The organism is Mesorhizobium sp. M0571 (assembly GCF_040320985.1).
Taxonomy (GTDB): domain Bacteria; phylum Pseudomonadota; class Alphaproteobacteria; order Rhizobiales; family Rhizobiaceae; genus Mesorhizobium.
The window spans coordinates 1-12860 of sequence record NZ_JAMYQT010000062.1 but is presented as its reverse complement, the minus strand read 5'-3'; the positions used below and the strand labels follow the sequence as shown (position 1 = coordinate 12860).

The following is a 12860-nucleotide window of genomic DNA, read 5'->3' as shown; positions in this document are numbered from 1 at the left end:
AAGAGGACCAGAAAGAGGATAAGTCATGCCAAAGACGGGTGGTGCCGACGAGGCGCTCAATCGGGTGAACACGAACTCCAAGCCATCTGACCTTCGCATCACAGATATGCGGGTAGCCGAAATCGTCGGCGCGCCGTTCACCTCGGCGCTGCTCAAGATTTACACCAACCAGGGCATTGTCGGGCTTGGCGAGGTGCGCGACGGCGCCAGCGCCACCTACGAGCTGATGCTGAAGAGCCGGCTGCTTGGCGAGAACCCTTGCAACATCGACCGCGTGTTTCGCCGGATCAAGCAGTTCGGCGGGCACGGCCGGCAAGGCGGCGGCGTCTCGGCGGTCGAAATCGCGTTGTGGGATCTCGCCGGCAAGGCCTATGGCGTCCCCATCTACCAGATGCTCGGCGGCCGGTTTCGGGAGAAGGTGCGCATGTACTGCGATACCGACGCCACCGTGCCGAGCGGCACCGAGACCGGCAAGCGCCTCAAGCAGCGCATGGCGCTGGGCTTCACGTTCCTTAAGATGGATCTGGGGCTGATGCAAATCGCGGATGTCGCCGGTGCGGTCGTGGCCCCTGCCGGCTCACTTGAAGGATACCGCGTCCACCCTGGCCGCGGCCCGGTCAAGACCGTTGAAGAGCGGCGCGTCCGCAACGCCGTGTACGATTTGCATAACGTCCCCCACCCGTTTACCGGCCTCCACTTTTCCGACAAGGGCCTCGACTTGCTTGAGCAGTACATTGCCGAGGTTCGCGACGTTATCGGCATGGAGGTTCCGCTCGCCATCGACCATGTCGGCCACATCTCACTGCAGAACGGTATTCGCCTCGCCAGGCGGATTGAAAAATACGTGCCAGCCTGGCTCGAGGATGTGATCCCGTGGCAGTACACCGAGCAGTACCGACAACTGCAAGACGCAACCACGGTGCCGATCTGCACCGGCGAGGACATCTACCTTAAGGAGGGCTTCGAGCCTCTGCTCAAGAGCGGCGGCCTCTCCGTTATTCACCCAGACCTGCTCACCAGCGGGGGCATTCTCGAGACCAAGAAGATCGGCGATATGGCGCAGGACCACGGCGTCGCTATGGCCATCCATATGGCCGAAAGTCCAATCGCCGCAATGGCCGCGGCCCATGTCGCGACCGCGACCGAAAACTTCATGGCGCTCGAATACCACTCTGCCGATGTCGACTGGTGGGACGATATCGTCACCGGCGTTCCCAAGCCGCTCGTGCAGGATGGCTTCATCACTGTTCCGGACAAGCCGGGCCTGGGGATCGACGACGTCGTCGACGAGGTGATCTCGCAGCATCTGCAGCCAGGTGTCACGGGCATCTGGCAGCCGACGGATCACTGGGACAACGAGTATTCCTGGGATCGCACCTGGAGCTGAGGCGAAAAGAACCGAAGATGAAGATCACCGACCTCCGATGTGCCGTTATCGGCAGGCACCCCATCGTTCGCATCGTTACCGACGAGGGCCTCTATGGCCTGGGCGAAGTCGAGTTCACCAAGACCTACCTCAAGCCTTGGGTGCTTCATTTCCGCGAGGCGCTGATCGGCGAGGACCCGACCGACGTCGAGCGGGTGATGCTGAAGATCCGCCAGCGCGGCTCCTTCAAGCCCTATGGTGCGGCGGTCAGCGCTATCGAGCATGCTCTGTGGGACATTGCCGGCAAGGCGGCAGGCGTGCCGGCCTACAAACTGCTCGGCGGCAAGGTGCGCGACAAGGTGCGCGTCTATAACGGCTCGATCCGCCAGAAACGCACGGGCGACCGGCCGGAGGATTACGCCGCTGACGTCAAATGGATGATGGAGCAGCCGCAGAACTTCTTCATGGTCAAGCAAGGAATCTCGTTCCACTCCAATATGAAGGACACCATCGAGGGCTTCCACTACGGCGTGACGCAGAAGAAGGCCGGCTATCACGGTGCCATGGATCAGGGCGTGATCAGCGAGCGCGGTTTCAACCATATGCTCGACTGCGTGATCGCGATGAAGGAAATGCTGGGCGACAAGGTCAGCCTGGCGCTCGACTGCGGCCCGGGCTGGATGCTGCCCGATGCGATCAAGTTCGCTCGCGCGGTCGAGAAGTACAATTTGATGTGGCTCGAGGACATGCTGACCGGTGACTATGTGCCGTGGGTCAATCCGCAGGCCTATCGGGAGCTGACCACCTCTACCTCGACGCCAATCCATACCGGCGAGCAGATCTACCTGCGGCACAATTTCAAGGAGCTGATCGAGACGCAGGCGGTGCGCGTCATCGGCCCCGATCCTGCCGATATTGGCGGCATTGCCGAGCTCAAATGGGTCGCCGAGCACGCCTATATGCACTCGATCCTGATGGCGCCGCATGGCACGGCGAACGGCTTGCTCGGCCTCGGCGCGTTGATCAATGTCTGCGCCACCTTGCCCGCCAACTACATCGCGTTCGAATACCCGAGCGCCTCCGACCCCTGGTGGGAGGATCTCGTAATCGGCCTGCCGTCGCAGATCGTGAAGGACAGCATGGTGGACCTGCTGGAAGCACCGGGGTTGGGCCTCGATATCGACGCCGAAGCAGCCAGGAAGTATCTCAGGGAAGAGGATGCGGGCTTCTTCGACTGAGCCATCCTTCTTGCGCCAACCTGCACCACGCGGACCGCTTCAGTAAGACGCCTGCTCAAAATGAACTTTCAACCAAGACAACGAAGCCGGAATCGACCATCTGGCAATTGTGGGGAAAGGCGGTAGCGCTCTCCCGCTACCATCGCTCCCCTGTACGGCCCGGAGACATGGGTAACAGTTTGTACCTAAGACATGGTGCAAGATGCGCTGGCGCGGTCCTCGTGCTGCGCGCATGACTGCCGTAGGCGCAAAGCAGCCATGCCGCCGTCGCGTGTGAGACTCTGCTTTGGTGACAAGCAGAACAGCAGCCCCCTACGGCTCGTCCCTCTCATCGCGCAAATTAGACACAACGCGGCGGTTCTGCGACCTGCAGGCGGTGTCGGGGCACTCGCGGACGAGCCTGTCCTTGCCGTAGCCCTTGGCCCACATGCGGTTGCGGTCTATGCCGCCGGCGGCGAGGTAGTCCATCACCGCATCGGCGCGCTGCTGCGACAGCGCCGTTTCACTTGCGCCGGGATCGTCGGCGAAACCCTGCAGCTTGAGCAGCCAGCGCGGATGCTTTGCTAACCAGGCGATCTGGGTGTCGAGGGTGGCCTTGGCGACAGAATCGAGCGCGGCCGAACCTTGCGTGAAATAGGTGCGGCGGCCGACATTGAGGATAAAATCCTCCTCGCTGCCCGGCTGCACGTTCTGGAAGCCGGCAACCTCGGTGTTGGTGATGTCGGGCGTGGAAGGGGCCAGCGTGTTGCTGGTCGAGCAGGATGCGGCCAGCACCAGCAGGCCGGCGGCGAGCAGCCGGCGCGTGTTTTCAATCATGCGGTTCATGAGGCGCCAATCATTCGACAGTGGTGGAAGCGGGCGCCTGGTCGGCGATGTGCGGCAGGACCTGCACCGCGGTGCCGATCGGGCAGCGCTGGTAGAGGTCGATGATGTCTTCCGGGAACATGCGGATGCAGCCGCTGGAAGCGTCGGTGCCGATGCTCCACGGCTCCAGCGTGCCATGCAGGCGGTAGCCGGTGTCGGCGCCGTTGCGGTGCAGATAGAGCGCGCGCGGCCCGAGCGGATTGTTGGACGCGCCGCCTGCGACCATGTGCGGTAGGTCCGGCTTGCGCTTACGCATTTCGGGGGGCGGGACCCATTGCGGCCACAGCGCGCGGCGGTCGATCGTCGCGCGGCCGTACCATTTGAAGCCGTCCTTGCCGACGCCGACGCCGTAGCGGATGGCGGTCTTGTTTTCCATGATGACGTAGAGGAAGTGGTGGCGGGTATCGACCACGACGGTGCCGACCGGCTCGCTGCTGAAATACTTGACGATCTGGCGATGCCATCTCTTGTCGATCTTGGCGAAGTTGGTCTTGCGATAAACAAAATTGTTGTCGCTGGCGGTACCGGCGAAAAAGGATTTTGCCGCCGCGGCTTGAGCAATATTGCTGGTTGCACCCACCGCGACCAGCGCCAGGCCGCCGAGCACGACACCCCTGCGTGATAAAACCATCGGCAATATTCCCCCATGCCAAAAGCCTGGCTGACCATAGTTGAGAATTACTTCGCCTCAAAGTGGAAAATGCTGCGTTGCTCAGTCCGCCGCAAGCGGAATGGCGGCTTTAAGGCTCTGAATTCTGGAATCGGACGTTCACCGCGACGCAGTCCGTCAGGGTAAGTTGAGACTTTTTCTAGGGCGAGTTGCCAAGGCGCGCCTGTTCCGCCTGAGCGGGGGGGAACCCGATTGTCGACGTCCCGCGAGGTTGTGCATATGAGGAAAGGGTAACTCACACTACGCCAAGTTAGAGCGGCATGTTTGAGTGCGTTTTTCCCCTGTCACGCCTTGAGACGGAGTGCCTCGACAAGTAGAGCGAAGGCTGCGGTGTGTTGGCGTCGGCTGGGGTAATAAAGGTGATAGCCCGAGAAGGGTTGGCACCAGTCTTCTAGTACCCGGATAAGGCGTCCTTCTGCGATGAACGGAGCAACCTGGCATTCAAACGTGTATGCTAAACCGAGCCCGTCAAGGGCCGCAGCTTCGAGCATTTCACCGTCATTGATGACGAGTGGGCCATTCATCCTGACTTCAAGTTCCTCACCGCCTTTCTCGAACTCCCAGGCAAAGAGCCCGCCGCCGGTCGTCTGACGGTAGCTGATGCCTCTGTGTTCCCCAAGTTCGCGCGGTGTCTTTGGAACCGTTCGGTTTGCAAAATACGACGGTGATCCGACTACCGCCATGCGCAGGTCCGGGCCGATCCTTATTGCCACCATGTCCTTCTGGACCTGCTCACCGATCCGGATACCGGCGTCGAATCTGCCTGCAACGATGTCAACCAGGCCCTCGTCCAGGCTCAATTCCACTTCGATATCCGGATACTCCAGAAGGAGTTTGGCGATGACGGGCCACAGTACTGATTTGGCAGCATACCGGAATGTCGTCAGGCGAATTAGGCCAGTGGGCTTGTCGCGCAGGGCGGTGACGGCGGCGATCTCGCTTTCGATGTGATCGAAGGCCGGTCGTAGGCTTCGCAGCAAGCGCTCTCCAGCTACCGTCACGGACAGGCTGCGTGTGGTGCGTGAGATCAGCCGGACTCCCAGGCGCTGTTCCAGCGTCCTAACAGCGTAACTGAGCGCCGACTGCGATAGGCCGAGCTTTGCTGCGGCGCGTGTGAAGCTGCCTGCCTCTGCTACGGCGATGAAGACTGCCAGCTCGCTGAAATCTCCGCGCCTCATTTATCAACCCCATTTCTAACTTCATGCGGATTGTAACGGCTAATCATATCGAGTCCTATTCGCTATTTCACCCTCAGAGACAACGAAACGCGCGTCGAAAGGGAAACGCTGTGGACACCTCACGACAGATATTCCAGCCGTTCCAATTTCCGAACGGGTTAAGCGTCGACAACAGGATTGTCATGGCGCCGATGACCACCTGGTCGGCCAACGACGACGGAACGGTCTCTGATGCGGAGATCACCTACTACCGACGTCGGGCAACTGGCGTCGGACTTGTGCTCACAGGCTGCACCCATGTCTTGCCCGACGGCATCGGCTTTGCGGGCGAATTCGCCTCCTACGACGACCGTTTCACCCCAAGCCTCTCTAGGCTGGCGTCAGCGGCCAAAAGCGGCGGGGCCAAGGCCGTCCTGCAAATCTTCCACGCCGGGAGTAAGGCCGTGCCGGCGCTTATACCCCGCGGCGACGTCGTCAGCGCCAGTGCGCTCGAAGTCCAGCCCGGCCCCTTCAATCCGGGCGGTGTGAAGACACGTGCACTGACGAATGACGAAATCCTCGCGATCATTACCGCTTTTGGCGAGGCGACACGACGGGCCATTGAGGCAGGCTTCGATGGCATCGAACTGCATGGTGCTCACGGATTTCTGATCCAGAACTTCTTCTCGCCTCTCTACAATCAGCGTGGCGATGAATGGGGCGGCACCCTCGAAAATCGGATGCGTTTCCCAATTGCCGTAGTGCGTGAGGTAAAGCGAGTGGTCGCGGCACACGCGAACCGCCCCTTCCTCGTGGGCTACCGGGTGTCACCCGAGGAACCCGAGTCAGGTGGCTTGCGTATCGCTGACACATACGAGCTGATTGAATGTCTTATCGATGAAGGTGTGGACTACCTCCACGCATCGCTGACGAGCGTTCTCGAGGCAAAGCCTATAGAGGCGCCCGAGGGCGACACCATCGCTGGCCTGATCACTCGCCGAGCCAGCGGGCGGGTCCCGGTCGTTGCCGCGGGCCAGGTCAGGACGCCTTTTCAGGCCGAACTCGCCCTGCACAGAGGCCTCACGCTCGTCGCGGTTGGGCAGGGACTGGTGATGAACCCGGAGTGGGTCGAGCTAGCAAAGAGCGGACGCGAGGATTTGATCGAGACCGAAATCCGGCCGTCGAGCGTTCTGGGTATCGATATTCCAGCGAAACTATGGGGTGTGATTCAGTCCGCCACCGGGTGGTTCAAGATCATCGCTGAGACGGACGTGCCAAAAGCCAACGCCGCATAAATTGAAAAGATACTGCTAGGAAGGATACGGCTATGAGTAGAGTATGGATGATTACCGGCGCTGGGCGAGGCATGGGCCTCGACTTTGCCAAGGCGGTCTTGGCCATCGGCGATAAGGTCGTTGCGACCGGTCGTAACCCCGATCGGGTCGCCAAGGCGATCGGGCAGTCGGACAATCTTTTGGTCGTGACATTGGACGTGACCAAGCCGGCCGACGCCGACGCTGTGGTGAAGGCAACCCTCGACCGCTTTGGTCGCCTCGACGTGCTCGTCAACAATGCCGCGGGCTTCTATGCGGGCTATTTCGAGGACCTGACTCCGGCCCATATCGACTTTCAGCTCGCGTCCACCCTGACCGGGGCCATGAATGTCACCCGTGCAGTCCTGCCAGTGATGCGCGCGCAGGGTTCTGGCAAGGTCATTGCAATCTCATCGACGGCAGGTCTGGTTGGCTTCGAGTTCTGTTCTGCGTACGCTGCGGCAAAATTCGGCGTGGATGGCTGGATCGAGTCGCTGCAAGCCGAGGTGGCGCCGTTTGGCATTGAAACTATGATCGTGAACCCCGGGTTTTTCCGCACAGAGCTACTGACGGACGAATCCACTCAATATGCTCCGTCATCCGTTAGCGACTACAGCGAACGTCGCGCCCAGCAGATAACGGGCTGGAAAGCCGCGAACGGTCGGCAAGTCGGCGACCCGGCCAAACTTGCGCAGGCGTTGATCACTTTGGTCGACAAGCCGGAGCTGCCCCGTCGGTTTATCGCCGGCGCCGATGCTCTTGGCATGGTCAGGCAGAAACTCGCTCTGCTGCAGCAACAAGTCGACGCCCATGAGGAGGTATCCAGCTCACTGGCCTTCGACAGCTGACCGTCAAGTCCAGCACTGCCATTGTCGCAGGTCTATTTATGAGCGCCATTGATAGGCTCATGCGAATTCTGGTGGCTAATCCGAATGTCATGTCCGTGCTCTGCTGAGGGTTGACCCTTAGGCAACCGGCCAACGACCGGCCTTCGGAATAGACGTTCCCTTTCTGACTGATGCCGCAGGCTTCGCCGGTCCGATCAACTTCGCGAGAAGTCCTAATCCCGCCCGCCACTCGAGGAGACGACATGTCACAGCCCCGACAGCTAGCCTTGGACATCAACAGCCGCTGCCACCAGTTCAATCTCGACGTGCGCGTGACCTTGCTAGACCCACTACGCGAGGATGCCAACCTGCCCGGCACGAAAAAAGGCTGCGATCATGGGCAGTGCGGCGCCTGCACTGTCCACGTCGACGGTGAGCGTGCCGTTGGCGGATGGTACACTGGTCGCCACCGCCGAGGTGCCGCCGGCCGAACTCATCCCCGACCTGCTGGCTGTGTCCGATGTGCTCGGCACCGGCTGGTATGCGGCCGACGCAGCCGAGGTCCGAGAAGGATCGACGGTAGTGGTGGTCGGCGACGGTGCGGTCGGCCTGATGGGCGTGCTTGCGGCCAAGGAGATGGGCGCTGAGCGCATCATCGCCATGAGCCGGCACGCCAGCCGCCAAAAACTCGCCCGCGAGTTCGGCGCGACCGACATCGTCGCTGAGCGCGGCGAGGAAGGTGTGGCCCGGATCAAAGAGCTCACTAAGGACGTCGGCGCGGACTCGGTGCTGGAATGCGTCGGCACGGCGGAATCCTTCGACCAGGCGCTGGCCTGCTCTCGCCCCGGCGGCACCATCGGCTATGTCGGCGTGCCGCATGGCGTGAGCTTCGATGGCCAGAATCTCTTCTTCGGCCAGAAGCGCATGCTGGGCGGCCCCGCGCCGGTGCGCCGCTTCCTGCCCGACCTTATGGACCGTGTGCTCAAGGGCAGGATCAAGCCCGGCAAGGTCTTCGACCTCAAGCTGCCGTTGGCCGAGGTCGCGGAAGGCTACCGCGCCATGGACGAGCGGCGCGCCATCAAGGTCATGCTTTCGGTGTGAACGAAGATTGGGCGGACGGCCTGTCCGCACCCACAAATCAGAAAAGGAACAACGACATATGACGATGAGATTGAAGATCGCCGCCCTTGCGCTTGCGCTTTCGGTCGCCGCGCCGGCTTTCTCCCAAGAGTCCCCGATCATCGGCGCATGGCGCATGAGGTCGCTCGAGGCCGGTGCCGAGGGAAACCTCAAGCCCGTGCCATATTCCGGCCAGGTCATCTTCACCGAGGCCGGCACCCTCTCGGTGCAGGCCCAGAACCCCGACGCTAAGGCGCCGGACACGCCTTACACGGCGAATGGCTACGAAGCCTATTACGGGCCGGTCGCCATCAACGACCAGGACAAGACCTTCGTCATCACGATCGGGTCCTCCCTGGTCCGCAATCTTGTCGGGAAGAGCATGAAACGCAAATTCGAAGTCTCGGACAATAAACTGGTCCTCACGCCGGACAATCCGGCCGAAGGCTGGCGCGTGACCTACGAACGTTACTGATCGGAACAGCCCCACTGTCAACGTTATCGGTGGCCACAATGGCGCGGACTTCAGACCGAAATGGCGCGATAGCGGAACTGGTGCCAATCATGGCGGCTGTCTTCGCCGGCTTCCTCCTGATCGGCTTGGCGCTACCCGTCCTGCCGCTGCATCTTCACCAGCAGCTCGGCTTCGGCCCCTTCGCAGTCGGGCTGGTGACGGGCAGCCAGTTCGTCGCCTCGATGCTGTCGCGCATTGGAGCCGGAAATTATGCCGATGGGCGCGGCGGCAAGCGGGCCGTCATCGTCGGCCTCATTGCCGCTGCCCTGGCGGGGTTCATTTACCTCGGCTCGCTGGCATTACTCGACCGCCCGGTAGCGTCCGCATCGGCGCTCTTCGCCGGCCGGGCGGTACTGGGCGCGTCTGAGAGCTTCATCATCACCGGCGGCGTCGCCTGGGGCCTCTCCCTTGCGGGCGGACAGAACTCCGGAAAGGTCATAGCCTGGGTGGGCACGGCGATGTTCGCGGCGCTCGCGCTAGGCGCGCCGATCGGATCTGCGCTTTACGCGGCGAGCGGCTTCGCCGCGATCGCGCTCGCGACGGTCGGCCTGCCGCTTGCGACGCTGCTTGCCATCCTGCCTATGCGTGGCACCAGCCTCGCCGCGAGCGCCGCGCGACAGTCATGGACGAGCGTGGCGCAAGCGGTCTGGCTTCCCGGCGTCGGAGCTGCTTTCAGCAGCCTTGGCTATGGCGCGATCCTGTCCTTTGGCGCGCTGCTCTTTGCCGAACGCGGCTGGCAGCCGGTCTGGCTTCCCTTCACCGCTTATGCTGCGTCGCTGATCGCGGCAAGGCTGTGCTTCGGCCACCTGCCTGACAGGTTAGGGGGCGCGCGCGTCGCCGTGATCTTCGTGGCGGTCGAGGCGACAGGGCTGATGCTGATCTGGCTTGCGCCCGGGCCCGTTCTCGCCGCCATCGGAGCGGGCCTGACTGGCCTTGGCTACTCGCTGGTCTATCCCGGTTTCGGTGCCGAGGCCGTAAGTCATCTTCCGCCACGCAGCCGCGGCCTGGCCATGGGACTCTACACCGTCTTCCTCGACGTGGCGCTTGGCTTCGGCAGTCCGGCGCTCGGCTTGGTCGCCGCGTCGGCCGGCCTGCAATTCGTCTTCTTCGCCGTCGCGACGGCGACGCTTCCGGCGTTGGGCATCGCTCTGCTGCTGGGTCGCCGTAACGCTCCACTATAGATAGTCTGTGCTCGAGATGTCGCGCAATCACGATCGCTCCCGCTTCGGGCGACGTCTGCTCCAGGGCAATGGCAAGATCGACTTCTACGGCCGACAGGCTGCGCGAAGCGGTAATTCGCCGTTCGAGAGACAAAAGTTTTTTTCGGTGAACCCACGACATCGACAAAGTAGCACGGAGTGGCCCCTCTCCTGCCGCTCTCGAGCGATGACACGGTATTGACCCTGCGGCGCTGGCTGCCCCCGCAACGCTGGTGAATTCGAAGGAGTAGTGCGGCCGCTCCTACCCCGATGAACAAACAGAGGGCACCGATCTCGTTCGCCATCCGCCAATAGTCCCGGCAAAAAGCGCGTGGCGGCAAAGAGAAGCCGCAACATGTAGACTCGGACCAATATATCCATGGGCATTGAGAGATGTTCCGCACCTGCAAAATAATGACCGAATGATCTCAATCTATTATAGTTGAACACGAGTCTCACGAGATGCAACGCCGCACCGCCTCGCGAGTTGATTTTGAAGGACTTTTCTAGAATTCCATAGCGATTTGTATCTCAGTCCGTATCGCACGACGCGGACCTAGCCACTAGGTAAGTGGCCCTTCTTACGAGGAACCGAAACGACATTCAGCGTTGTCGTGCTTTCGCCAGTTGCGGCCATTCAGAGAGCTGACCCAAAGCTGCGGTTCCGTAGCGATTTCCGGCTCGGACCGTCGTCACTCATAACTTTGACGCGACATAGTCCGCACGGGACGACAACGATTGATCCAGATGGACTCGCAGAGTGCCCAACAGGGGCGCACGCCAGTTCAGGTTGTTTGGGACTGGATTTGCGGCGCCGGGCTTGGATGCCGCAAATGCAGGGCTCCGTTTCGATCCATCCGGGCGAGACCCGCACCACACGGATCCCCTTTGGCGTGACCTCCTTGGAAAAGGCTCTTGCTGCAAGTCGAAAGCGCCGCCTTCGCTGCGGCCCGGTGGTTGATGCCGGGAGCGGAAGCTCGCGCTGGATCGAGGTGACATGGATGACCACGCCCGAGCCTTGCTCCATCATCATCGGCAACAGGGCAGATCAAGCAGGGTTCATCAGCTTCGCGCGAGGATGATTTGGAACGACGGGAAGACCAAAGACGTTCGTGCATATTGCATCCGCTAGCCACAGGTCTAACGCTTGCTATTCTCAGTAGTCCGAGGCGTATCATGTTTCGCAACTCGGGCATCATTTCTCTGCCTCGCCCGCTTGAGCGTCGTGTGGACACTCTTGCCCAGTCGTTCATGCGCCAGCGGCTCGGATCTCAGATGGACTTCTCGACTCCGGAAGGCGAGCCGGCGCTGTTACCACCCAATTCCGTAACCTGGCGCATTTTTAAGAACCCTGTTGCGCTGTTCATCGGCGGGGTAACGGCGGTGCTGCTCGAATTGGCAGAGCCGCGGGTTCGCGACGCCATTTGGCAGCACAGCAGTTTCCGCTCCCTCGCGCTCCGACGATTGCAGCGTACGGGCCTCGCTGCTTTGGTCACGGTCTATGGCCCCCGATCCAAGGCTAAGGCCATGATTGAAGATGTGGTCAGGATGCATGGGCGCGTTTCGGGTCGAACCAGCGAAGGCGAGCCATACCACGCCACCGACCCGGAGCTGCTGGACTGGGTGCAAGCGACGGCCGAGTTTGGTTTCATGGAGGCCTATCACATCTATGTGCATCGTCTGCATTTTTTCGAACGGGACGCGATGTTTGCTGAGGCTCGCCCCGTGGCGCTTCTCTATGGTGCGGTCGGCGCGCCCACGTCTCAGGCCGAGCTTTACGCGCTGTTCGACGTAATGAGGCAAAGACTCGTCGCGTCGCCGATCGTGTCGGAGTTCCTGGAGATCATGGAAGAAGTTCCCGCCTTGCCGGGAGTTGCTCGACCCCTTCAGCGGCCGCTTCTGAAGGCGGCCGTCGAGATCCTACCCCAATGGGTCCGCAAGCGGTTGGAACTCGGCGACCGCTGGACCTTGAAGTCGTGGGAGCGTGTTGTTGTGAAGACGACGGCTGCAATCTGCGACAGCACCGTGCTTCATTCATCACCAGCCGTCCAGTCGTGCCGCCGCCTCGGCCTTTCCGAGAGCTATCTCTATCGCCGAACGGCATCCGAAAACCTACACAGAACCGGACAGTGTTCGTTCCTTGACTAAATGTCAGGCACGCGTCGTGCAGACGTTCAGCTTCTAGTTAACGCGTCTTGAAGGCACGAACTCGATAGCCCACTGGACGGCGGGGCGTGACGCAGGCTCGCCAAGCAGACGCGAACAAACTACCGGACGGCTGCCGGCAACAGTGAAGCCGTCGTACCGTCAAAACCGGCATGGGCCGGCTCGTGGCCGGAGCCGCCGCCCGAGATGACCGTGTAGCCCTTCTCGGTGACTGTCAAAGTCACGATCCTGATCCGCGGGTCAAAGAGCGCCTCCAGCAGCTGAGCGGTAAGCGCCACGCCGCTCCCCTCGTGCGGGGCATGAGGTGACTGTGCGAAGAATCCCCCCGATCGCGAGAGACGGAGGGCCTACGTGGGAGCAGACGGCAAAATGGACGTCGATTTGGACGTCCCAACAGCTGGCTACGCAGGCCGGCTCGAGGTTCTGG

At 61.5% G+C, this 12860-nt stretch carries 12 protein-coding genes and 2 pseudogenes; 9 read left to right on the top strand and 5 right to left on the bottom strand.

Annotation, left to right across the window (positions count from 1 at the left end; translation table 11 throughout):
• The first annotated feature begins 25 nt into the window (after nucleotides 1-25).
• Both NKI85_RS33520 and NKI85_RS33515 read left to right on the top strand, forming a co-directional pair.
• Nucleotides 26-1387 carry a mandelate racemase/muconate lactonizing enzyme family protein gene (locus tag NKI85_RS33520; protein WP_352780202.1) on the top strand — a complete coding sequence of 454 codons (1362 nt, stop codon included), beginning with the start codon at nucleotides 26-28 and terminating at the stop codon, nucleotides 1385-1387.
• Between the two features lie 17 nt (nucleotides 1388-1404).
• A complete protein-coding gene (locus NKI85_RS33515) occupies nucleotides 1405-2604 on the top strand; it encodes a mandelate racemase/muconate lactonizing enzyme family protein (RefSeq protein WP_352780200.1) in 1200 nt (399 codons plus the stop codon).
• A 312-nt stretch (nucleotides 2605-2916) separates the two neighbouring features.
• Here the strand turns inward: NKI85_RS33515 and NKI85_RS33510 are convergent, their stop codons facing one another.
• The 3 genes from NKI85_RS33510 to NKI85_RS33500 form a co-directional block, all read right to left on the bottom strand.
• A complete protein-coding gene (locus NKI85_RS33510; RefSeq protein WP_352531351.1) occupies nucleotides 2917-3429 on the bottom strand; it encodes an OmpA family protein in 513 nt (170 codons plus the stop codon).
• 10 nt (nucleotides 3430-3439) lie between these two features.
• Entirely contained in the window at nucleotides 3440-4099 is a 660-nt protein-coding gene (locus NKI85_RS33505; protein ID WP_077380658.1) for a L,D-transpeptidase, read from the bottom strand.
• Nucleotides 4100-4422: 323 nt separating this feature from the next.
• A complete protein-coding gene (locus NKI85_RS33500) occupies nucleotides 4423-5316 on the bottom strand; it encodes a LysR family transcriptional regulator (protein WP_352531353.1) in 894 nt (297 codons plus the stop codon).
• 110 nt (nucleotides 5317-5426) lie between these two features.
• Here NKI85_RS33500 and NKI85_RS33495 point away from each other — a divergent pair, with 110 nt between their 5' ends.
• The 6 genes and pseudogenes from NKI85_RS33495 to NKI85_RS33470 all read left to right on the top strand — a co-directional run bounded on the left by NKI85_RS33495 (nucleotide 5427) and on the right by NKI85_RS33470 (nucleotide 10249).
• The gene (locus NKI85_RS33495; protein WP_352531355.1) at nucleotides 5427-6590 is read left to right on the top strand and encodes an NADH-dependent flavin oxidoreductase; all 1164 of its coding nucleotides are present in this window, start codon (nucleotides 5427-5429) and stop codon (nucleotides 6588-6590) included.
• Nucleotides 6591-6622: 32 nt separating this feature from the next.
• Nucleotides 6623-7456, top strand: coding sequence for an SDR family NAD(P)-dependent oxidoreductase (locus tag NKI85_RS33490; RefSeq protein WP_352531357.1), 834 nt, complete (start codon nucleotides 6623-6625; stop codon nucleotides 7454-7456).
• A gap of 242 nt (nucleotides 7457-7698) precedes the next feature.
• Nucleotides 7699-7875, top strand: a pseudogene (locus NKI85_RS33485) (2Fe-2S iron-sulfur cluster-binding protein); the annotation flags it as partial.
• Nucleotides 7874-8536, top strand: a pseudogene (locus tag NKI85_RS33480) (zinc-binding dehydrogenase); the annotation flags it as partial. The pseudogenes NKI85_RS33485 and NKI85_RS33480, both read left to right, overlap by 2 nt.
• A 58-nt stretch (nucleotides 8537-8594) precedes the next feature.
• A complete protein-coding gene (locus NKI85_RS33475) occupies nucleotides 8595-9029 on the top strand; it encodes a lipocalin-like domain-containing protein (protein WP_352531359.1) in 435 nt (144 codons plus the stop codon).
• Nucleotides 9030-9067: 38 nt separating this feature from the next.
• Entirely contained in the window at nucleotides 9068-10249 is a 1182-nt protein-coding gene (locus NKI85_RS33470) for an arabinose transporter (RefSeq protein ID WP_352531361.1), read from the top strand.
• Nucleotides 10250-10904: 655 nt separating this feature from the next.
• Here the strand turns inward: NKI85_RS33470 and NKI85_RS38050 are convergent.
• A complete protein-coding gene (locus NKI85_RS38050) occupies nucleotides 10905-11294 on the bottom strand; it encodes a hypothetical protein (RefSeq protein WP_502900762.1) in 390 nt (129 codons plus the stop codon).
• Nucleotides 11295-11443: 149 nt separating this feature from the next.
• Here NKI85_RS38050 and NKI85_RS33460 point away from each other — a divergent pair, with 149 nt between their 5' ends.
• Nucleotides 11444-12415: an oxygenase MpaB family protein gene (locus NKI85_RS33460; protein WP_352531363.1), complete on the top strand. Its 972-nt coding sequence runs from the start codon at nucleotides 11444-11446 to the stop codon at nucleotides 12413-12415.
• A 119-nt stretch (nucleotides 12416-12534) separates the two neighbouring features.
• Here the strand turns inward: NKI85_RS33460 and NKI85_RS33455 are convergent, their stop codons facing one another.
• Nucleotides 12535-12711 (bottom strand): hypothetical protein, encoded by a 177-nt coding sequence (locus NKI85_RS33455; RefSeq protein ID WP_352531365.1) that lies wholly within the window; start codon nucleotides 12709-12711, stop codon nucleotides 12535-12537.
• Nucleotides 12712-12860 lie beyond the last annotated feature (149 nt).

What these genes read in the sequence shown, in the direction of transcription:
- NKI85_RS33520 (WP_352780202.1), top strand. Translation starts at nt 26, where the DNA reads ATGCCAAAGACGGGTGGTGCCGACGAGGCGCTCAATCGGGTGAACACG.
- NKI85_RS33515 (WP_352780200.1), top strand. Translation starts at nt 1,405, where the DNA reads ATGAAGATCACCGACCTCCGATGTGCCGTTATCGGCAGGCACCCCATC.
- NKI85_RS33510 (WP_352531351.1), bottom strand. Translation starts at nt 3,429, where the DNA reads ATGAACCGCATGATTGAAAACACGCGCCGGCTGCTCGCCGCCGGCCTG.
- NKI85_RS33505 (WP_077380658.1), bottom strand. Translation starts at nt 4,099, where the DNA reads ATGGTTTTATCACGCAGGGGTGTCGTGCTCGGCGGCCTGGCGCTGGTC.
- NKI85_RS33500 (WP_352531353.1), bottom strand. Translation starts at nt 5,316, where the DNA reads ATGAGGCGCGGAGATTTCAGCGAGCTGGCAGTCTTCATCGCCGTAGCA.
- NKI85_RS33490 (WP_352531357.1), top strand. Translation starts at nt 6,623, where the DNA reads ATGAGTAGAGTATGGATGATTACCGGCGCTGGGCGAGGCATGGGCCTC.
- NKI85_RS33475 (WP_352531359.1), top strand. Translation starts at nt 8,595, where the DNA reads ATGACGATGAGATTGAAGATCGCCGCCCTTGCGCTTGCGCTTTCGGTC.
- NKI85_RS33470 (WP_352531361.1), top strand. Translation starts at nt 9,068, where the DNA reads ATGGCGCGGACTTCAGACCGAAATGGCGCGATAGCGGAACTGGTGCCA.
- NKI85_RS38050 (WP_502900762.1), bottom strand. Translation starts at nt 11,294, where the DNA reads ATGGAGCAAGGCTCGGGCGTGGTCATCCATGTCACCTCGATCCAGCGC.
- NKI85_RS33460 (WP_352531363.1), top strand. Translation starts at nt 11,444, where the DNA reads ATGTTTCGCAACTCGGGCATCATTTCTCTGCCTCGCCCGCTTGAGCGT.